Below are 20,992 nucleotides of genomic sequence, written 5' to 3' on the forward strand. Positions count from 1 at the left end.
GGCGGGCGGGCAAGACGGTAAGTTTGTACCCATGAAGTACGCCCAGTCCGTTCTGGACCTTATCGGCAATACCCCGCTGATCAAGCTCAACCACGTCACCGACGGCATCAAAGCCACCGTCCTCGTGAAGCTGGAATACGTGAACCCCGGCGGTTCCATCAAGGACCGCATTGCGGCCAAGATGATCGAGGACGCTGAACGGGACGGCAAGCTCCAGCCCGGCGGCACCATCATCGAGCCGACGTCCGGCAACACCGGCGTCGGTCTCGCGCTGGTAGCGCAGCAAAAAGGCTACAAGTGCATCTTCGTTGTCCCGGACAAGGTGGGGGAGGACAAGCGTGCCGTCCTTCAGGCCTACGGGGCGGAAGTGGTGGTGACCCCCACCTCCGTCGCGCCGGACAGCCCGCAAAGCTACTACGGCGTTTCAGACCGTCTGGTCACCGAGATTCCCGGGGCGTATAAACCAGACCAGTTCTCCAACCCCGCGGCTCCGCGCAGCCACTACGAGACTACGGGCCCGGAGATCTGGCGCGACACGGACGGCAAGGTGACGCACTGCGTCATCGGCGCCGGAACCGGCGGCACCATCACCGGCACCGGCCGCTTCCTCAAGGAGGTCTCGGCTGACCGTCCGGAGTCCGACGGCGGCAGAGTCAAGATCATCGGGGCGGATCCCGAAGGTTCTGTCTACTCGGGCGGTACCGGACGCCCATACTTCGTAGAAGGCGTCGGCGAGGACATGTGGCCCGCCAACTACGACAAATCCGTTCCGGACCAGGTGCTAGCCGTCAGCGACGCGGACTCGTTCGCGATGACCCGGCGCCTGGCGCGGGAGGAAGGACTGCTCGTGGGCGGTTCCTCCGGCATGGCCGTGGTCGCTGCGCTGCGGACGGCGCGGGATCTTCCCGAGGACGCCGTGGTGGTGGTGATCCTGCCGGACTCCGGCCGCGGCTACCTCGCCAAGATCTTCAACGACCAATGGATGCGCTCCTACGGCTTCCTCTCCGGCGGGGAGGAAGCATCGGTGGGCGAGGTCATCAAGTCCAAGACCGGCGAGCTTCCGGACCTGGTCCACATCCACCCCAACGAGACTGTCCGCGATGTCATCAACATCATGAACGAGTTCGGTGTCAGCCACATCCCGGTGCTGTCCCAGGAACCGCCCGTGGTCATGGGCGAGGTCCTCGGAGCGGTGGATGAGCGGTCGCTGACCGCGAAGCTGTTCCGCGGCGAGGCCAAGCTGACGGACAAAATCTCGGAACACATGGGGGAGCGGCTGCCGGTGATCGGTTCGCTGGAAACTATCTCCGCCGCCCGTGAACTCCTGTCCGACGTGGACACCGTCATGGTCACCTTCGTCGGCGCCCCTGTGGGCATCCTGACCCGCCACGACCTTCTCGCGTACCTCAGCAACTGACCGTTTCCTGCTTCGTCAAAGTCAAGGAGCCCCATGTCTGCCTCACAAAACCAAGGATTCAACACCCGCGCCGTGCACGCCGGCCAGGACTTCGAGCCCCGCACCGGCGCCGTGGTGCCGCCGCTGCACTTCAGCTCCACCTATGCCCAGGACGGCATCGGCAACCTGCGCGACGGCTACGAGTACGGCCGCGGCGGCAATCCCACCCGCGACTCGCTGCAGGAACAGCTCGCGGCGCTCGAAGGAGGCACGCACGCCTATTCCTTCAGCTCCGGGCTCGCGGCGGAAGACTCCCTCATCCGCGCCCTGACCCGCCCCGGCGACCACATCGTCCTCGGCAACGACGCCTACGGCGGCACCTACCGTCTAATCAGCCGCGTGCTCGGGGATTGGGGCATCGGCAACACCCCTGTGGACATGTCGGATCTCGACGCCGTTGCCTCCGCCGTGGCCGCGCACAAGACCCGCTTCGTCTGGGTGGAGACCCCCTCCAACCCGCTGATGAAGATCACCGACATCGAGGCGCTTGCCAAGGTGGCGCACGACGCCGGGGCGCTCCTGGTGGTCGATAACACCTTCGCGTCCCCCTACCTGCAGACCCCGCTCGCCCTGGGTGCCGACGTCGTGGTTCACTCCACTACGAAATACATCGGCGGGCACTCCGACGTGGTGGGCGGCGCGATCGTGGTGAAGGACGCCGAACTGGCAGAGAAGATCGGCTTCGTGCAGTTCGCCGTCGGCGCCGTCTCCGGGCCCATGGACGCCTTCCTCACCACCCGCGGACTGAAGACACTGGGGGTCCGCATGGACCGGCACAGCGATAATGGCCAGGCCGTGGCCGAGTGGCTGCTGGAACGGCCGGAGGTGGAGGCCGTACTCTACCCGGGCCTGCCCTCGCACCCGGGCCACGACCTCGCCCGGAAGCAGATGCGGAAGTTCGGCGGCATGGTCTCCGTGCAGTTCAAGGGCGGCGAAGCGGCCGCGCGCAAGGTGGCCGAATCGACGTCGGTCTTCACCCTTGCCGAGTCCCTGGGCGGCATCGAATCCCTCATGAACTACCCCTCGGAAATGACGCACGCCTCGGTGAAAGGAACCGAGCTGGCTGTCCCCGTCAACCTCATCCGGCTTTCCTGCGGCATTGAGGACGCCGAGGACCTCATTGCGGATCTCGAGCAAGCCTTCACTTTCATCCCGTGAATGTGACACCCGAGGCTTCAGCCGGGCTCAAAGAACCGGGCGCAACGCGGACAGACCCGGCCCTGCCGGACTCAATGCACGCCGCCCGGCGCGCACTGCTCCTCGGCTGGCTGGCGACGGCGGCAGGTGCGCTCACAGTCGTCGCCGCCCTGGCGGTGCTCAAGGTGCACTACGCCCCGGCGATGAATGACTTTGAGGTCTACTACTACGGCGGCACCAAAGTGCTGCAGACAGGTGAGGCCGGAGCGGGCGCCCTCTATGCAGTCCGGGACGGGCTGCCGTTTACCTACCCGCCGTTCGCTGCGCTGCTGTTTGCCGGCCTCGCCACGCTGAGCTTTAGCGAAAGCAGCCTGCTGTTCATCGCCGTTGCACTCGCAGGGGCGGGCGTTGTGTCTGCCTGGCTCAGCCGCCACTACTTCGGTCTGCGCCGCTGGCGTGAAGCATTCGCGGACTGGCGTTTTCGGGCTCTCGCCCTGGCGGGAACGGCGGCGATCCTGCTGTTGGGACCCTGGCGGGACACATTTGTTTTCGGGCAGATCAACATCGTCCTGATGGGCCTGATCCTGGCGGACTTCGCCCTGCACGGAAAGGCCCGGGCCGGTGAGATCCGGTGGCCGGCAGGCCTGCTGATCGGCATCGCTGCAGGGATCAAGCTCACGCCGCTGGCGTTCGGTCTCTATTTCCTGGTCCGGCGCGACTTCAAGGCCCTTGCCTGGATGGCCGGCGGGTTCTTTGGTTCCATCGCGGTGGCGTGGGCCGTACTGCCTCAGGCCTCGGTTTCCTTTTGGACCAGGATCCTGCCGGACACTGGCCGCATCGGCGGTCCTGGATACGTGGACAATCTGTCTCTCAAGGGCCTGTTGCTGCATTTCGGAATGCCCGACTCTGGCCTGACCAGTGTGGTGTGGCTCGTTCTCTCGCTTGGCCTGGTGGCGGTGGCCGCACTGGTGATCAAGTGGGCCCTTGCCGTGGATGAAAACTTTGTGGCTGTCTCTGCCACGGCCGTGCTGATGCTCCTGATCAGCCCGGTTTCGTGGTCACACCACTGGGTCTGGATGGCCGTCGCACTGCCGTGCATGGCCTTCGCGATGCACCGGGTCCCCACACGGAGCGGACGGATGCAGCTGGCCGGATGGATCATCGTGATTGCGTCTGCGGTGGCTTTCTACCTCGCGCCCAAGGACCTGGCCATGATGGCGGGTGCGGAAGAGTGGGGGAAGGACCCGTCTACGCAGTGGCCTCTCATGGTGGCCAGCCTTGGTGTCTTCTGCGGCATTGCGCTCCTCGGGTACTGGGCGCTCGCCTACCGGCCGTCCCGCATCAGGCTTCGCCGGATCCCCGGCGCGAAGTGACCCCCCGCTTGCCCTAGCCAGGCCCGCATGTACGTGATTCATCCGACCTGCGGTCACCGGACCAGCTCGGCCGCCACCTGCATGGCCTGTGGCGAGCGGCTCACGGCGGAAAACACGGGCTGGCACAGCCTCACCCGGACCGCTAAGCCCCTCAGGCTTTCCACCGCGCCGGCCGGACCGAGGTTGTGCGACCCGCTTGCAGCATGAGCAGCCCCGAGCTTCCCTGCTGGTCGCGGCCGGTGCCCTGGCCGTGGTGCCGCTGGTGCTGAGATTCCTGAAGAACTCACCCGCCGACGCCGGGGTGTTGCCTTACGGTGCGGAAGCGCCAACGGCGGACGCTGAGCCGGAGTCGGCCCCGCCGACGGCCGGAGAGCCATCCAGGAACGCCGCAATCCGGGCCATACAGGTGCTCAAACGGGCCAGCAAGGTGCGCACGTTCTGAGCCCTCGCCGCCGCTTCGCCATTTGCGGGGCGACCACCAACGGACTCTCATCGGCACACATTTCATCCCCTCAGCACACAACCACGGCATGCCCGAAACCACCGCCGCAGGGCTGCTGGCCGTCGTCGGGATCTTCGACATCGTGGGCACCATCGCCTCTGGGTGGCTGACGGAGCGCTTCAATCCGAGGATCCTGCTGGCGGTGTACTATCAGTTCCGCGGCATCGGGCTGTTGGTGCTGCCGCTGCTGCTCAGTGCCACCGTGCAGCCCAGCATGATCGTCTTCGTGGTCATTTACGGCCTTGACTGGGTGGCCACAGTCTCCCCGACCGCGGCCATCTGCCGCCAGGCGTTCGGTGCGTACGGCGGTGTGGTGTTCGGCTGGGTCTTCGCTGCGCACCAGCTCGGTGCGGCAGCCGCGGCCCTGGCGGCCGGAGCCATCAGGGACGCCACGGGCCACTACACTTACGCCTGGCCGGGGGCTGCCGCCATGTGCACCGTCGCCGCTGTCATCAGCGCCTCCATCCGCAAGGATGCCGGCAGCCGGACGACGCAGTCTGCGGAGGCAGGCTGACCCGCAGCAGGCATTAATCGCGATCAGTAGAATGAGCCCCGGCACTGCACCACACTGGCAGCAACGGGGGGGACGTTGAGATGGCTCTGAACGATAATCTCGGCACTGAATCAGCTGGCATTGAATCAACTGGTGCTGAGCCGCCCGGGGCTGAAACAGCTGGCGCGGAGCCTCAGCGCCCCACTGCCCTTGTCACCGGCGCCGGGCGCCAGGCCGGCATCGCCGCCGGAATCGCCCGCAAGCTTGCGGCCGATGGCTGGGACCTGGTGCTGAATCACTGGCAGGAGTATGACGCCCGGATGCCGTGGGGCGTCCAGCCTGACGACGTCGAACAGCTTGCTGCTGAACTTGAGGACATTGGGGCCAAGGTTGTGTCCCTGCCCGTGGATTTCCAGGACCCGGACGCCGTGGAGCGACTCATGGCGGAGGTTTCGGCGCAGGCCGGGACGGTCCAGGGCATGGTGCTGAGCCATGCGGAGTCGGTCGACTCGGGCGTTCTGGACACCACACTGGAAAGCTTTGAGCGCCACTTCGCCGTGAACACGCGGGCCAGCTGGCAGCTGGTCGCTGCTTTCGCACGCCAGGCAGGGCCCGGCGGCGGCGCGATCGTTGCGCTGACCAGTGACCATACAGCCTTCAACCTGCCCTACGGCGCGTCCAAGGGAGCGCTCGACCGGATCGTCATTGCCGCCGCCCGGGAGCTCGGTCCGCTCGGCATCTCTGCCAACGTGCTGAACCCCGGCCCGGTGGACACGGGTTGGATGAGCCCTGAAGTCCGGACGGAAGTCATCCGCCGCCAACCCGGTGGCCGGCTTGGCACGCCGGCGGACGTGGCAGGTACGGTTGCTTTCCTGCTCTCTCGAGAGGGGCGTTGGGTCTCGGGCCAGTTGATCAAGGCTGATGGCGGCTTCTCCGCCTGACCTTCCCGACCTCCGCCATGCTGGCCATTCTGGACCGCGCTGCGAGCTGCCGCAAGCCGGCACGAGCGCGAACGGACACTTAAGCCTCGGGGCCTAAGTGTCCGTTCGCGCTTTCCCTGGTGGCAGACCCTGGCGCCGGATTTGGCTGAGGTGTGCCCCTCAGCGGAACGCCGAAATGCCGGTGAGGTGCTGTCCGAGAATCAGCAGGTGGATTTCGTCCGTTCCCTCGTAGGTCCGCACCGACTCCAGATTGGCTGCATGACGCAGGGGAGAGTAGTCAAGCGTGATGCCGTTGCCGCCCAGGATCGTCCGCGCCTCTCGGGCCACCTTGATGGCTTCACGGACGTTGTTCAGCTTGGCCAGCGAGATCTGTTCCGGGCGCAGCGCGCGGGAGTCCTTCAGCCGGCCCAGCTGCAGGGCGAGCATGGTGCCCTTCTGAATCTCCAGCAGCATGTTAACCAGCTTCTCCTGAGTAAGCTGGTAGCCGCCCAGCGGCCTGCCGAACTGCAGCCGCTCCATCGCGTACTTCAGGGCAGCTTCATAGCAGTCACGGGCCGCGCCCATGGCGCCCCACGCGATGCCGTAGCGGGCTTCGTTGAGGCATGAGAAGGGGCCGCTGAGTCCGCGCGCGCCCGGGAGAAGGGCGTCCGGCCCCAGCCGGACGCCGTCGAACGTGATGTCGCACTGTATTGAAGCGCGCATCGAAAGCTTCCGGCCGATCGGAACGGCGGTGACCCCCGCGGTGCCGGCAGGCACGAGGAAACCGCGGACGCCATCGTCGGTCCTGGCCCACACCACCATGACGTCGGCGATCGATGCGAGCCCGATCCAGCGTTTGGCACCGTCCAGGATCCAGCCGGCGTCCTCGCCGCTGCCGTCGCGGCGGGCCGTGGTGGTCATGGCAGACGGGTCAGATCCAGCGGAGGGTTCGGTCAGCGCAAAGCAGCCTATCGCTTCGCCCGCCGCCATCCGGGGCAGCCACTCCTGCTTCTGGTCCTCCGAGCCCCACTTGTGGATGGCGGACATGGCCAGCGAGCCCTGGACCGAGACGAAGGTGCGGATTCCGGAGTCGCCGGCTTCAAGTTCCATCGCGGCGAGGCCATACTCCACAGCGCTGCGGCCGGGGCAGCCGTAACCTTCAAGGTGCATGCCAAGGACTCCCAGCTCACCGAGTTGCGCTGCGATGTGCAGCGGAAAGATGCCGCGGTCGTACCAGTCGGCGATGTCCGGCCGGATCTGCTGGTCGGTGAAGTCCCGGATCCGCTGCCGAAGGCTCAGCTCGTCGGGGGTCAGCAGCGAATCAATGGCCATGATGTCGGACGGGTCGGGGAGCCCGTACTCTGCCGTTGCTGCCACGGGGTCAAGGGCATCGTTGCTCATGCCAGCATCCTACGGGGGTCCGGCTCCTCAGAGCCGGGCATTGACGCGCTGCCTGCCACGGAAGTAGTCCCGCGTGGACGGCAGGAACCGGCAGAGGGCGGCCAGCACCACGCCCAGGGCCAGCAGCACCACGCCGCTCACAAACGCGCCGCCGACGCCGAAAATCTCGGTATCGCCGTACGCCGGGTCCCACATCTGGACAGCGGAAATGAAGAACGCGGCTGTCAGGGACACCGCGCCCAGCAGGGGCAGGATCCCCCGGAACCAGAGGTTCCTGGCCGAGGCGCGGAGCGTTCCGCGGAAGTACCAGACGCAGGCAAAACCGGTCAGCGCGTAGTAGAAGGCGATGAAAAGGCTGATGGAACTGATGGAGTCGGACAGCAGATTCTCGCTCAGGACACTCATCGCCACGTAATATACGATCGCCGCGGCGCCCATCACCTGGGTGGAGAATCCCGGCGTCTGGTTACGGGGGTGGACCTGGCCGAACCTCCGCGGCAAAGCCCCGTGGACCCCCATGGAGAGGGTGCCGCGCGCCGTCGGAAGGATGGTGGTCTGCGTGGACGACAGCACTGAAGCCAGGACGGACAGGACGATCAGCCAACCCCAGGGGCCCAGCGCCACGTCTTTCAAGGCGAGGAAGACGTCATTCTGGTTCTCGGTGTTGCCGAGGCCCATGTCCTCTGTTCCCACCGAGGCGTACATCATGACCAGGAGAGCCACGGACACGTAAATGGCCACCAGGACGAAGGCTGAGATCACCGCGCCGCGGCCGGGCGTTTTCGACGGGTTCTCCGTTTCCTCGTTCACGGCAAGGCAGGTGTCCCACCCCCAGTAGATGAAGAGTGCCAGCAGGGACCCGTGGACCACCGCGCCCGGATCGGCGAAAGCCCCGGCAGGGTTGAACCACTCGACGTCGAACGGCTGCACGGTGGTGGCGCTCCCGGTCCCGCCCACGATGCCGACGATGATGGCCACGGCAAAGACGCCCAACGAGACGTACTGGACGTACGTCAGAGCACGCTGGACGTGCTCGCCGAGCCGGATGCCCCGGTAGTTCACCAGGGTCATGAGGGCAATGAACACCACACCTGTCGCTGCGACAAGCAGGGCATTTTCCGCCAACGACCCGTCTCCGATCAGCAGCCACAGATACTGTCCTGCTACCTGGGCCAGGTTGGCCAGGACGACGACGCCGGCCAGGGCAACGCCCCAGCCGCCCAGCCAACCGGCCCACGGACCAAACGTGCGGCGGACCCAGAAGAACGTGGTTCCGCAGTCCGGCATGGCACTGTTGAGCTCGCGGAATGCATACGCGATGAACAGTACCGGGATGAAGCCCAGGACCAGGATCAGGGGAGTGTAGTTACCGTTCACGGCCACGATGAGGCCCAAGGTGGCCGCGAGTGAATACACCGGAGCAGTGGAAGCCAGCCCCAGCATCACAGAATCGCCCAGGTCCAGGATTCCGGCGCGTAGGCCCTTGGCGGGGACCGGGCCGCCCGGCTGGTTCCCGGCGCCGCCGCCCGCCGTCGTGATTCCGGTGCTCATAATGCAATACCTGCCTTGTTCGAGTTGGTTCCGGCGGCCGGCGGCGCGGGAGCATCAATGGTGTTCGGCACGAACCGGCAGAAGTAGTCGGTGACCGGGCCGTCGGACTCCCGGATGCCGCACCCCACCGATTCACCGTCCACCACCCAAAGGCCCAGGACGGGGTGGTTGCCGTCAAAGTCCGGAAGCGGGTGGAACTGCTGGTAGCACCAGCCTTCGCGGCCGTACCCGCCGGGCTGTTCCAAGCTGATGCCCCGGGCATGGATCTTGATGTTGTCACCCTCGCGGCCATGGAGGGGCTTGGCGACCCAGTCCTTCAGGGGACCCGGTTCGTCAAGGTATGCCGGCAGCAGGTTCGGGTGGCCCGGATAGAGGTGCCACAGCGCGGCCAGCAGGGCCTTGTTGGAAAGCAGCATCTTCCAGGCCGGCTCCACCCACCGCGGATTGTGGGCACGCTGCAGGAGGCGGTGCCCGAAAGGTTCCTTCAGCATCAGCTCCCACGGATAGAGCTTGAACATGGTGCTGATCATGTAGTTGTCGAGGTCCACGAACCGCTTCAGGTTGGGGTCCCAGCCGATGTCGGACATGTTGATGCCGATGGTGGTCCAGCCTGCCTGGCTGGCCACATCCCGCATGTACGCGGCCGTCATCCAGTCCTCGCCAGATTCTTCGGCCTCCGAATGGGCCACGTGGAGGGTGCTCATGCCCGTGCGGTACTGGAGCTTCTTCCACTGCCGGATGAGCGCCTCGTGGATTCCGTTCCACTGGTCCTTCTCAGGAAAGAGGTCCTGCAGCCAGAACCATTGGGCCACGGCCGCCTCGATCAGGCCGGTGGGCGTGTCAGCGTTGTACTCCAGCATCTTCGCCGCCCCGCCCCGGCCGTCGTAGATGAAGTCGAACCGGCCATAGATGTCCATGTCCCCGGCCTGCAGCGACTCGGCGGCGAGCTCCAGCCCCTGCTGCCCTATGCCGATTGGCCCCATGGCTCCAGTGGCGAGGAATTTAGCCGCCTCGAGGCACATCTTGTGCATGTCCTCGGCCGTGACTTCGAGCGCCTCCACCTCGTCCATGGTGAATTCGTAATAAGCGGACTCGTTCCAGTACTCGATCTTCCGGCCGCCCGGCATGGTGGTGGTCGAGAAAACCAGGCCCTGCTCTTCGATTTTCTGTTTCCAGTCCGGCCGGGGTGCAACGGTCAGTCTTTTCACCCCTAGCCTCCCGTGCTTCCGCCCTTGGAGCTGCTCCCGAAGCCGCCCCTGCTGACCGTTCCGCCCTTGGTGCTGTAGCCCGTAGAGGCCTTGGCGCCTTGGGGTACGGTCCTGGTGAAGTCGGGATAGGCGGTCCGGTTCTGACCGACAGCGGGAACGGTGGCGCCGCGGGCGTAGAAGTACCAGGCGTAGAGGGCGCCGCCGCGGCCGGCGGAGCTGTTGCACTGGGTGTCCTCCACCCGCTCGCCCGTTTCTTCGTTGAAGCACACCTGGGCGTAATCGGCGTCCTGCTCATTGCTGGCCACGATCGCTGTGATGGTTCCGGCCAGCAACGCCGTCACGCCGAGTCCCACGGCGACGGTGCGGCGCTGCGAGCGTTTCTTCCGCGCACCCGCCTCCCGCTCGCGCTCGCGGGCGAGGGGATCGAAGACGGGACCAGGCTGGGGAAATCCGGATTGGCCCGAACCACCGATCTCCTCGGGGTGTCGGAGCTCAGGCCGCAGCTCCGGCTTGGGTACCTGCCAGGGCGGAGGCTTGGGGGCGCCGGCAGGTTTGGGGCTACCGGCAGTGTCGCCCTGCGGCCCGCCGTCGCGCTCTTTGGGCTGGTCTTTCTCCGGGTCCACCATTCCCCCTGCTGCTCCATCCCGATGTCATTCCCGGCCGCTTCCGTCGCCTAGCCGGCAGGCCCATGCTGTCCGTAATCCTCCAGCCAGCCTAGTGGCTGTACCCCTGCCCGGCTAAGAGCTTTATGCAGTCGGCGCCGACCCCTGCGGACCAAAGCGCGGGAGGTATCTAGACTGATGCCATGGACACCGCCACTCTGCTTGCCGTCTGCCGAGTACACCAGCTCCTTCCCGATGCTGGGAGCGTCGGTGTCACCGCCATCGACAAACGTCCCGTCGAAGGCCCCGTGAAGGTGCACAAACTCGGGCTGCGCGGCGACATCCAGGCCAGCAGGATCCACCACGGCGGCGAAGACCAGGCCCTGTACGCGTACTCCCAACGCGAGGCCGACTACTGGACGGGCGAGCTGCAGCGTGAACTGCCCCCGGGTACCTTCGGAGAGAACCTGAGGGTCTCGGGGATCGAAACCACAGGCGCGGTCATCGGCGAGCGGTGGAAAATCGGCCTGGACGTTGAGGTTGAAGTCACCTCGCCGCGGACCCCGTGTGCCACTTTCCAGCGCCGGATGGGGGAGAGCAGCTGGGTCAAGCGCTTCGCGGACGCGGGGCTGGTCGGCACCTACCTGCGTGTCATCCGCACCGGGTCCATCCAGGCCGGCGACCACATTCACCGGACTTTTGTCCCCGGCCACGGCGTGACCATCGGGCGCTGGTTCAGCGAGCCGAGCGTGGAAGCCATGGAAGCGCTCAGGGACGCCGAGGCGGATGGGGAAGTGCGGCTCCAGCCCGAGTACCACGACGCGTTCGCGGCGCTGCTCCGCCGCCCGGGCAGCTGACGGCAGGCCCCGATGAAGGCGCTGTGTGCGCAACGTCACTGGCTCCGTCGAAGCCCTCAATTACCGCTGGGCGGACACATGCCCTACACTTGAAATATCCCCCACTCCGGAAATCCCTTATTCCTGCCCAATTTTTGAGGCAGGACTGGCAAGTGTTGGAGTCCGCAACTGTGATGCGGGCATTTTCATAGGGAGAGCCGGCTAAAGAAAACGCTGTACAGACTGCTGAGATAGCAGCCAAGAGATGCAGCGGGAAGTCCTGCCACGGGATTGCGAAAGCGCCGGACTTCTACGTGACCGGCCGGTCAATGTATGCCCGGCAACCACGGCACATGTACTGCGGCTCCGCTCACCTCGGGTTGTGCCGCCTGGCCCCCTATGGATGAGGAATTCTTCCCTATGCCCGAAAACCACAACGACGCCATCGACACCGAGAACAACGACGCCTTCGACACCGAGAACACTGTCGCCCCGGAGACCGCAGCAGCAGAAGCTGCCCCGGCCGCGGACACAGAAGACGAAGGCGTCCGTTTCGCCGATCTTGGCATCGACGGCCGCGTCCTCGCCGCCCTGCAGGACGTCGGCTACGAAAAGCCTTCCCCCATCCAGGCAGCGACCATCCCGCTGCTGCTTGAAGGCCGCGACGTCGTGGGCCTCGCCCAGACCGGCACCGGTAAGACTGCAGCATTCGCAGTACCGGCATTGTCCCGCCTGGCCGAGCTCCACGACCTCAACGGCCCCTCCCGGAAGACCCAGGCCCTGGTTCTCGCCCCGACCCGCGAGCTTGCGCTCCAGGTTGCCGAGGCTTTCACCTCGTACGCCAAGCACATCGATGACTTCACCGTCCTTCCCGTCTACGGCGGCTCCGCCTACGGCCCCCAGCTCGCCGGCCTGCGCCGCGGCGCCCAGGTTGTTGTTGGTACCCCCGGCCGTGTGATCGACCACATCTCCAAGGGTTCCCTGGACCTCTCCGAACTCCAGTACCTCGTGCTGGATGAGGCTGACGAGATGCTGCGCATGGGCTTCGCTGAAGACGTGGAGCAGATCTTCCAGCAGACCCCGTCCGACCGCCAGGTCGCGCTGTTCTCTGCCACTATGCCGAGCCAGATCCGCCGCATGTCCAAGCAGTACCTGAACAACCCGGCAGAGATCTCGGTAAAGTCCAAGACCACCACCGGCGCCAACACGCGCCAGCGGTACCTGCAGGTCATGGGCCCGCACAAGCTCGACGCCCTGACGCGCATCCTCGAGGTGGAAGAGTTCGACGGCGTTATCGCCTTCGTGCGCACCAAGATGGCTACGGAGGACCTCGCCGACAAGCTGAAGTCGCGCGGTTTCCAGGCGGCTGCCATCAACGGCGACATCCCGCAGCAGCAGCGCGAGCGCACCGTCGATGCACTGAAGGAAGGCCGCATCGATATCCTGGTGGCCACCGACGTTGCGGCCCGTGGCCTCGACGTTGAGCGCATCAGCCATGTGGTCAACTACGACATCCCGCACGACACCGAGTCCTACGTCCACCGCATCGGCCGCACCGGCCGTGCAGGCCGTTCCGGCGACGCCATCCTGTTCATGACGCCGCGGGAGAAGTACCTGCTGCGCTCTATCGAGAAGGCCACCCGTCAGCCGGTGGAGCAGATGCACCTGCCCACGGCCGAGACGGTGAACACGCTGCGCCTGGGCAAGTTCGCCGAGCGCATCACCGAGACCCTCGCGTCCGAAGATGTTGCTCCGTTCCGTGACCTCATCTCCTCCTACGAGGAAGAGCACAACGTTCCGGCGTCGGAGATCGCAGCGGCGCTGGCCGTGATGGCACAGGGCGGACAGCCGCTTCTGGTCAAGGAACTGCCCGCTGCTCCCGAGTTCCAGAAGCGCGAACGCTCCAAGGACGGCTTCGGCTCCCGCGGACCGACCCGTACCCTCACCGAGGGCAACGCCACCTACCGGATCGCCGTCGGACGCCGCCAGCGCGTCATGCCGGGTTCCATCGTGGGCGCCATTGCCAATGAGGGCGGTATCTCCTCGTCCCAGATCGGCGGCATCGACATCCGTTCGGACCACTCCCTCGTGGAGCTTCCGGCGGACCTGAGCGCCGAGCAGCTGCGGGCCCTGTCCCGCACCCGGATCGGCGGCGAGCTGATTAACCTCGAGCTGGACAACGGCCGCAGGCCGTCAGGCGACCGCGGCGGCTACCAGGGCGGCCGCGGCGACCGCGGCGGCAACTTCAAGGGCACCGGCGGCTTCAAGAAGGAATTCCGCAAGAGCGACGGCGAGCGTTCCTCCGCGGACCGCGGCGGCCGCTCGTACAGCGACCGTTCAGAACGCAGCGTTGGCGCTGACAGCGGAGCCAACCGCGGCCAGGGCGACTCCCGCTACGGCGGCCATGGCGACGGCACCCGCAAGCCCCGCCACGGCAGTGAAGGCGGACACCGCGACTTCAACCGCAAGGGCAAGTGGTAGCCGACAGGTGGTAGCCACTGTTGCATGGTTCACCGCGAATTGGTGACCACTGCAGCGTCGTGAACGAGAGTTCCGTCTAGAAGCGGGCCGGCCGAACAGCCGGCCCGTTTCTGTTTAACGCAATGCCTTTAACGCAAGACCTTTAACGCAGCCTTTAAGGCAGTGCCTTTAACGCAGTGCCTGGTGGCGTCGGGCCCGTTCGTGCTGCGGCTGTTCCTGCTGAGAGCCGTTGCTGGCTGGTGCCGGCTGGACTCCTCTTTAGTTCGCTTGGTCACATCTGTCCGGCATGGTGGTCCCATGGTCTGCTTGAGGGGTCCCGGAGTCCCCGCCAGGCCCGAATTTCCGGCCTTGTCGGCCACGGAGTCCCTCTTCCTCCCCCGATTTGTTGACGATGAAATCTTCCGGTAGAGTATTTACTCGTTGCCCCCCTAGCTCAGTGGTAGAGCGCGTTCTTGGTAAGAACGAGGTCACCGGATCGATTCCGGTGGGGGGCTCTGAATGAGGGCCTGTGTCAAGGCGGTCTTGACCGGCTTGACACAGGTTTTCTCATTCATGGCGGTGTAGCTCAGTTGGTTAGAGCGCACGACTCATAATCGTGAGGTCGGGAGATCGAGCCTCCCCACCGCTACCAAAACAGCAGGTCAGAGGCATGAAGCCACTGGCCTGCTTTTTGGTTTAAGTCCACCTCCTGACTGAAGATGAGCATCAGGACCGCATGATGGATGAACCATGGTGACGACTGGACGAACCGGCACAGAAGGAGAACCGACGATGACCTCGGGTGAGGCCAGCAGGCCCGTTCCGGCCGAACCGGATCATTCCCGGCTGGAGGACCGGACAGAACGCAGGCAGAGCCGATGGGCGACCGTCCTGGCTGTCCTGCAGCGGCTCCTGTATGGGGCTGTGACCGTGGCAGTGGGCTGGGCGGTCTACTACTTCCTGCTGGCCCGCCTGGCCCGCGGTCCCGAGCAGGTCTGGGTGTTCCTGCCCGTGTGGCTGATCATCGCTTACGCGCTGCTGCCACGCATCCACAAGATCCTCAGCAGCCTCTACATTCCGGACTACTTCATTGGCCGCACCCGGACAGGCGACGGCGTCCTCGGTGACCCGGTCAACCTGGCCGTCATTGGTCCCGCAGAGGAACTAAAGCACGCCATGCTTACTGCCGGGTGGGTCGAAGCTGACCCGATAACGCCGGCCACGGCGTGGAAGACCCTCGAATCCACGATTCTCGGACGCAGCTATCCCGCGGCGCCCGTGAGTTCGCTGTACGTGTTCGGGAACAAGCAGGATATGGCGTTCCAGCGGGAGATCGACGGGAACCCCCGCAAAAGGCACCACGTCCGGTTCTGGAGGTGCCCGGACGGATGGATGCTGCCCGGCGGGCTGGCCGTGGACTGGGTAGGGGCTGGCACATACGACCGAAGCGTCGGCCTATCCCTCTTCACATTCCAGATCACCCACAAAATAGCCGACCGCACCGATGAAGAGCGGGACTTCATCATCCAGACCCTGCAGGCAGCCGACGCCGTGGAGTCAGTGCATATCATTCGGAACTATTCGTCCGGCTACCACCACCGCAACGGCGGGGGTGACTCGATCCGCACGGACGGTCATCTTCCGGTCATTGACCTGAACCCCCGGAGCGGGCCGGTCCGCCGGTAGCCCCGTGACCGGGCCGGGAAATGGAAAAGCCCCGCACCGCCGTCGGGCAGTGCGGGGCATTCAGCAGGGCAGATCGGGCCCTGGATTCCGGCAGGGGCGCAGCCCCTACACCCGGGTGACGCTAATGCGCACGTTCGAGCAGGAGTCTGCATAGCGGATCAGGGCGGCCTTCTCCGCGCTGTCCACCCGCAGGCCCCACCGGAGCTTTACCGCAATCCACTGGCCGATGTAGGCGCAGCGGTTTGCGGGTGGCATCCATGATTCAGGTCCCCGGGCCTGTTTGGCGGAGTTGAGCGCCGCCGTCATTGCATTGAGGGACCGGGTGTCGCCGAGGTCGTTGTAGAATGCAACGCGGCGCGCCTGCGACCAGTAGCGTGCCCCTGAACCCCAGGCCTCGTGGACGGGGACGGTGTGATCGATTTCTACTGCCGAGGCGTAGGTGTGTGTCCGGTTGTCCCACGGTGAAACCCAGCGGCCCGTGCGCACAGTGCACCTCCGTGAGGTGGTGTACGTGGCGGCGGCCTTGGTCTCCTGAAGGAGAACTTCGGCGCGGGTGTTTTGGCAGTCCCGGTTCGTGTCGTTCCAGTAACCGAAGTAGCGGTTCCTGTCGTAGCCGGCGTTGTTTTCCGCTGCCACCGGCAGGGCCCGGGCAGCAGTGCGCAGGGGCGCCGAGTAGTAGGTGGCAGCCTCGGCCGGGACAGCGAGGCCCGCGAGCAGCAGGCCGCCGGCTACGGCGGAAGCGGCAAGGGTCCTGAACAAGGCGGCTGGACGCAGGGGCACTGGACGAAGTGCCGCTGGACGCATGGCCGCGGCCCGGAGGGAGATAACAAGTGATGCCGCCCTGTTTCGGGCGTGCGGGAACCGGTTCACCGGCATGGTTTCCCCCTGAGAAGGTCATGAGACGTGATGCGCACGATGGCTGCGAACACCAGCATGCCAGTGCGGAAGTGCCTGAACCCGATTCCTGAGGAGGTCTTGATGGAATCCTGTGCCAACGTTGTGGCTGCCCCTGTCTCCTGTGTAACAGGCGTTGCCAGGGACCTGGGCTGCATCTATTGTCGGGAATCCAAAGGTTCGGCTTCCGGAGCACTGGGCAGGGTCATTTCCGGAAACGGGCTGCAGGGGGCAATGCCTACAACGGAGGCCGGCATGGGCAAGCTGATTTACTCAGGCATCCAGTCGCTGGACGGATATGTGACGGACCGGAACGGCCGCTTCGACTGGAGCGAGCCGGATGAGGAAGTGCACACGTTCATCCACGGACTTGAGGGCTCGGTGGGCACCTACCTGCTGGGCCGCCGGCTTTACGAGGTGATGCTCGCGTGGGAGGACCCGTCCGCCTTTGCAGAGGCGCCGCCGTACATCCGTGATTTCTCGGAGCTCTGGACAGCCGCGGACAAGGTGGTCTACTCGCGCTCGCTGCCGGGTCCGTTCAGCGAACGGACCCGCATCGAGCGGGACTTCGACGCCACGGCCGTCCGGCGCCTTAAAGCGGACGCCGGCAAGGACCTGGCGGTGGGCGGCGCGGAGCTCGCCGCCGCGGCCATCCGGGCGGGACTGGTGGATGAGTACCAGTTGTTCGTTTCTCCTGTGGCCGTGGGCGGCGGCAAGCGTTACCTCCCGGAGGATGTGCGCCTGAACCTGGAGCTGCTGGAGGAACGGCGCTTCGGCAACGGCGTGGTTTTCCTCCGCTACGCCAGCCGGGCCTGACTCCGGCTGGGACAAAACCAGGCCGTGGGACAGAATGGGGGGATGTCCCGCATCGCAATTATCGGCGGCCACGGAAAAGTGGCCCTTCGGCTGTCCGCCCTGCTCACAGGCGAGGGCCACAGCGTCACCTCGTTCATCCGCAACCCTGACCACGCGGCGGATGTCGCGGCAACGGGTGCGTCGCCGTCGGTCCTTGACGTCGAAAATTCGACGACGGCGGAGATCGCCGCGGCGCTGCGCGGCCACGACGCCGTGGTCTGGTCTGCGGGCGCCGGGGGAGGGGACCCCGCACGCACCCAGGCCGTTGACCGCGACGCCGCCATCCGCTCCATGGATGCCGCGGAGGAAGCCGGAGTGGACCGCTACGTCATGGTCTCCTACTTCGGCGCCGGCCCCGATCACGGCGTGCCGGCGGACCACAGCTTCCACGCCTATGCCGAGGCCAAGGCAGCGGCAGACGCCTACCTCCGGGGCACGAGGCTGGCATGGACTATCCTGGGCCCCGGCTCACTGACAGAGGGGCCGGGGAACGGCCTGATCGAGGTAGACCCGCAAGACGCGTCCACGGGCACGGAGACGTCGCGGGCCAACGTGGCGATCGTCGCCGCCGCCGTCCTGGAGATGCCTGAAACTGCCGGACGGACCATCGAATTCCGGGACGGCTCCGTTCCCGTGCCCGCTGCGCTGGAACCGGCGCAGTAGCAGGCGCGCCAACCGCACAGCGCGAACGTACACTTGCGGCCCCACTTCCGAGGGCCACATCTGTACGTTCGCGCTGGTCTGTCTGGGGGCGGCGGGGCTGGTCTGTCCGGCGAGCGGGGCTGATTTGTACGTTCGCGCTGGTCTGCCCCGGGCGGGCCTGACCTGTCCGGGACAGGGCGGTGCTTCACGCGGGGACGTTGAGTTCCAGGTCCAGGCTGTTTTTCTCCACGTAGTCCAGAGCGCAGCGGACTGCGCCCACGGTCACGATCGCGTCGCCCAGCGGCGACACGGCCAACCGCGGCGGCGTGACGGTGAACTTCCTGAGCCGGGTGGCGATGTCCTCCAGCAGCACCCCGGCGGAGTTTGCCACAGCACCGCCGATGACGACCAGTTCGGGGTTCATGAAAGTGGCGACGGGTGCGATCACGCGCGCCATCCGGTCGGACAGCCGCTCCAGGATTGCCAGGGCCACGGCATCGCCGGCGGCCGCAGCGGCGAAAACGTGCTCCGCCTCCGGGCCTTCGTCGGCATGCTCCCGGAGTGACGTCTTGGCCTTGCCCGCGAGGGCCTCGGCGGCCCAGAGCCGGGCGAGGGTGGCGATGCCGTAGGTGTCTCCCACGCCGTCCACCATGTCGAGGAACGCGAGCTCGCCCGCGCCGCCGCCGACGCCGTGCAGCAGGCGCCCGTCATCGATGATCCCGGAACCAAAGCGTTCACTCGCCAGGATCACCACGACGTCGTCCACGCCCGCTGCTGCTCCACGCCAGCGGTCGCCCAAAGCAGCCAGGTTGGCATCGTTCTCGAGGAGAACCGTCCACCCCCGAAGGTCCTTCAGCGCGGACTTCAGGCCGACGTCGAACAGTCCCCAAAAGTGCTGGGTGACCAGAATGTCCCCGTTGCGGTCCACCGGCGCCGCGATGCCGGCGCAGACGGCAAGCACAGCGTCGGGGGAGGCCCCGACGCTGTGCAGGGCCATTATGGCCGTCCGGTCAATGACGGCGATGCGCTCCTCCGCCGGAATCTCGGCGCTGGCGAAGGGCTGGCTGGAACGGCCCAGCGCTTTTCCGCGGAGATCCGATACCACCACCGTGGCTTTGGCGATGCCGACGTCCATTCCGAGGACGTAGCCGGCGCGGTCGTTGAGCTCGAAACGGCGCGCCGGCCGGCCCTTCTGGTAGCCGCCAAAGGCCCGCTGGTTTTCCAGCTCCCTGATCCAGCCGCGCTCCGTGAGGTCCTCGCACACCGAGATCGCCGTTGCCCGCGTAAGTCCGGTGGCCTGCATGACTTCAGTGACAGTGACAGCCTGCGAGGCGCGCATAAAATTCAGGACCGCTCCAGCGCTCACGCGCCGCAACAGCTGAGGCGTTGCCGCCGTCATTTCCGACATGGTGTTGACCTCTCTGTGCTTCCCACCACATAATACTTGAGGAACTAAATTTAGAGTCCATATAAAAGATGAGGCACGGTGGGCCGGACGGCCGCCGACCACTGGCTTCCCTCCCAGTCCTTCACCCAGCCTTTTGCAAAGGAGCAACAGTGAACAGCATCCTGAAGCACTGCCCGCCCGGACCCCAACCACGCCAGCAGCACTCCCACGTTCCGGTTTTTGTCCTGTGAACGCCGCTCCGCTCAGCCGATTCGCCCGAGCCAGCCGGACGGCGCCGGTCAGTCGCCGCACGCTCCTGAAGGCTGCCGGCCTCGCCGGCGCCGCCGCCATGCTTCCGCTGACGGCGTGCGGTGCCACGCCCAGCGTGCAGAACGGCGTCACCACCCTGCGGTTCATGCAGAACAAGCCCGAGGTGGTGGCCTACTTCAACCAGGTCATCAAGGACTTCGAGGCGCTGAACCCGGACATCCGCGTGATCCAGGACTTCAACGAGGGCAACTTCGTTCCCGGCCTGGTCCGCAACGATCCGCCCGACGTCGTGACCCGCGGCTTCGCGCAGGCCACCGCGGACTTCGTCCGCAAGGGCGTCTTCGCGGACCTTTCCGATATGCCGGTGGCCGCGACGATCAACCCGAAGATGCAGCGCCTCATCAGCTCCTGGGGCCAGTACAAGGGGAACGAGATCAGTGCCCTGCCGTTCTCACTGGCCGCCGCTGGAGTGATCTACAACCGCGACATTTTCGAAGCCAAGGGCGTCGCCGTGCCGGCCACCTGGGACGAGTTCGTTGCCGCGTGCGAAACTTTCAAGGCGGCGGGGATCACCCCGATCTACGGCACCTTCAAGGACAACTGGACCCTGGGCCAGGGCATGTTCGACTACGTCGCCGGCGGTTCGCTGGACGTACCAGGCTTCTTCTCCAAACTCACCGCCAAGGGCGCCGCCATCAGCCCCGGCGCCCCGGAATCATTCGCCAACAATTTCGGCCCGGCGCTGCCCAAAATGCTGCAGCTCGCCGCGTTCTCCCAAAAGGGCGCCACCAGCAAGAACTATGCGGACGGAAACGCGGCCTTCGCCAAGGGCGGGGCGGCGATGTACTTGCAGGGTCCGTGGGCACTGTCCCAGCTTGTGGCAGCCAACAAGAAGATCAGGCTCGGCAGCTTCCCCCTGCCGGTCACTAACAACCCCGCCGACACCAAAGCCCGCGTGAACGTGGACATGGCGCTGTCCATCACCCGCAACACCCCCAACATGGCCGCGGCGCAACGCTTCGTGAACTACCTCCTGGAGCCGTCGGTGGTGAACGCGTACAACGAAAAGAACGCAGCGTACTCACCGCTCAAGGATGCTCCCGCCGTCGAAAACCCGCAGATCAGCGGCCTGAACGCCTCCGTCAAGGAGGGGCGCTACTACCAGGGTGCCACCACGTACTTCCCGCCGTCGGTGCCGCTGAACAACTACGTCCAGTCCTTTGTGTACACAAAGAACGGCGAGCAGTTCCTCGCCGCCCTCGACGACGAGTGGCGCCGCGTTGCCGAGCGCACCGCAGTCTGATCCCACCCCGATTCCA

At 65.8% G+C, this 20,992-nt stretch carries 16 protein-coding genes, 2 tRNA genes and 1 pseudogene; 13 read left to right on the top strand and 6 right to left on the bottom strand.

Going from position 1 to position 20,992, the window contains the following annotated elements; translation table 11 throughout:
- The first annotated feature begins 31 nt into the window (after positions 1-31).
- The 5 genes and pseudogenes from M1E01_RS05225 (at position 32) to M1E01_RS05245 (ending at position 5,902) form a co-directional block, all read left to right on the top strand.
- Complete coding sequence (locus tag M1E01_RS05225) at positions 32-1,417, top strand: cystathionine beta-synthase (protein ID WP_457974046.1); 1,386 nt, start codon at positions 32-34, stop codon at positions 1,415-1,417.
- A gap of 33 nt (positions 1,418-1,450) precedes the next feature.
- Positions 1,451-2,614, top strand: a complete 1,164-nt coding sequence (locus M1E01_RS05230) for a cystathionine gamma-synthase (RefSeq protein WP_457974047.1) — start codon at positions 1,451-1,453, stop codon at positions 2,612-2,614.
- Positions 2,611-3,966, top strand: a complete 1,356-nt coding sequence (locus tag M1E01_RS05235) for a glycosyltransferase 87 family protein (protein WP_457974048.1) — start codon at positions 2,611-2,613, stop codon at positions 3,964-3,966. The genes M1E01_RS05230 and M1E01_RS05235 overlap by 4 nt, the downstream gene beginning before the upstream one ends.
- Before the next feature lie 214 nt (positions 3,967-4,180).
- Positions 4,181-4,982 (top strand): annotated as a pseudogene (locus M1E01_RS05240) (MFS transporter); the annotation flags it as partial.
- 80 nt (positions 4,983-5,062) lie between these two features.
- Positions 5,063-5,902, top strand: coding sequence for an SDR family oxidoreductase (locus M1E01_RS05245; RefSeq protein ID WP_457974049.1), 840 nt, complete (start codon positions 5,063-5,065; stop codon positions 5,900-5,902).
- 159 nt (positions 5,903-6,061) lie between these two features.
- Here M1E01_RS05245 and M1E01_RS05250 read toward each other — a convergent pair whose 3' ends face one another.
- The 4 genes from M1E01_RS05250 to M1E01_RS05265 are packed head-to-tail and all read right to left on the bottom strand — an operon-like array spanning position 6,062 to position 10,667.
- Complete coding sequence (locus tag M1E01_RS05250) at positions 6,062-7,282, bottom strand: acyl-CoA dehydrogenase family protein (RefSeq protein ID WP_457974050.1); 1,221 nt, start codon at positions 7,280-7,282, stop codon at positions 6,062-6,064.
- Positions 7,283-7,309: 27 nt separating this feature from the next.
- Positions 7,310-8,833, bottom strand: a complete 1,524-nt coding sequence (locus M1E01_RS05255; RefSeq protein WP_457974051.1) for an APC family permease — start codon at positions 8,831-8,833, stop codon at positions 7,310-7,312.
- The gene (locus M1E01_RS05260; protein WP_457974052.1) at positions 8,830-10,041 is read right to left on the bottom strand and encodes a glutathionylspermidine synthase family protein; all 1,212 of its coding nucleotides are present in this window, start codon (positions 10,039-10,041) and stop codon (positions 8,830-8,832) included. Before M1E01_RS05260 ends, M1E01_RS05255 begins: the two co-directional genes overlap by 4 nt.
- Before the next feature lie 2 nt (positions 10,042-10,043).
- Positions 10,044-10,667: a Tat pathway signal protein gene (locus M1E01_RS05265; protein WP_457974053.1), complete on the bottom strand. Its 624-nt coding sequence runs from the start codon at positions 10,665-10,667 to the stop codon at positions 10,044-10,046.
- Positions 10,668-10,846: 179 nt separating this feature from the next.
- Between M1E01_RS05265 and M1E01_RS05270 the strand changes: the two genes are divergently transcribed.
- From M1E01_RS05270 to M1E01_RS05290, 5 genes are all read left to right on the top strand, one after another.
- Complete coding sequence (locus M1E01_RS05270) at positions 10,847-11,500, top strand: MOSC domain-containing protein (RefSeq protein WP_457974054.1); 654 nt, start codon at positions 10,847-10,849, stop codon at positions 11,498-11,500.
- Between the two features lie 399 nt (positions 11,501-11,899).
- The gene (locus M1E01_RS05275; RefSeq protein ID WP_457974055.1) at positions 11,900-13,960 is read left to right on the top strand and encodes a DEAD/DEAH box helicase; all 2,061 of its coding nucleotides are present in this window, start codon (positions 11,900-11,902) and stop codon (positions 13,958-13,960) included.
- A 422-nt stretch (positions 13,961-14,382) separates the two neighbouring features.
- A tRNA-Thr gene (locus M1E01_RS05280) sits at positions 14,383-14,454 on the top strand.
- A 60-nt stretch (positions 14,455-14,514) separates the two neighbouring features.
- Positions 14,515-14,591 (top strand) — tRNA-Met (locus M1E01_RS05285).
- A 140-nt stretch (positions 14,592-14,731) separates the two neighbouring features.
- Positions 14,732-15,625 carry an LssY C-terminal domain-containing protein gene (locus tag M1E01_RS05290; protein WP_457974056.1) on the top strand — a complete coding sequence of 298 codons (894 nt, stop codon included), beginning with the start codon at positions 14,732-14,734 and terminating at the stop codon, positions 15,623-15,625.
- Positions 15,626-15,730: 105 nt separating this feature from the next.
- Here the strand turns inward: M1E01_RS05290 and M1E01_RS05295 are convergent, their stop codons facing one another.
- Positions 15,731-16,405: an HNH endonuclease family protein gene (locus tag M1E01_RS05295; protein WP_457974057.1), complete on the bottom strand. Its 675-nt coding sequence runs from the start codon at positions 16,403-16,405 to the stop codon at positions 15,731-15,733.
- A gap of 348 nt (positions 16,406-16,753) precedes the next feature.
- On the opposite strand from M1E01_RS05295, the gene M1E01_RS05300 reads away from it, so the two are divergent.
- Positions 16,754-17,335, top strand: a complete 582-nt coding sequence (locus tag M1E01_RS05300; RefSeq protein ID WP_457974058.1) for a dihydrofolate reductase family protein — start codon at positions 16,754-16,756, stop codon at positions 17,333-17,335.
- Positions 17,336-17,377: 42 nt separating this feature from the next.
- Entirely contained in the window at positions 17,378-18,037 is a 660-nt protein-coding gene (locus tag M1E01_RS05305) for an NAD(P)H-binding protein (protein WP_457974059.1), read from the top strand.
- Between the two features lie 184 nt (positions 18,038-18,221).
- Here M1E01_RS05305 and M1E01_RS05310 read toward each other — a convergent pair whose 3' ends face one another.
- Positions 18,222-19,424, bottom strand: coding sequence for an ROK family transcriptional regulator (locus tag M1E01_RS05310; protein ID WP_457974060.1), 1,203 nt, complete (start codon positions 19,422-19,424; stop codon positions 18,222-18,224).
- A gap of 226 nt (positions 19,425-19,650) precedes the next feature.
- Here M1E01_RS05310 and M1E01_RS05315 point away from each other — a divergent pair, with 226 nt between their 5' ends.
- Positions 19,651-20,976 carry an ABC transporter substrate-binding protein gene (locus M1E01_RS05315; RefSeq protein ID WP_457974061.1) on the top strand — a complete coding sequence of 442 codons (1,326 nt, stop codon included), beginning with the start codon at positions 19,651-19,653 and terminating at the stop codon, positions 20,974-20,976.
- Positions 20,977-20,992 lie beyond the last annotated feature (16 nt).

It is taken from the genome of Arthrobacter sp. D1-17 (assembly GCF_054130535.1).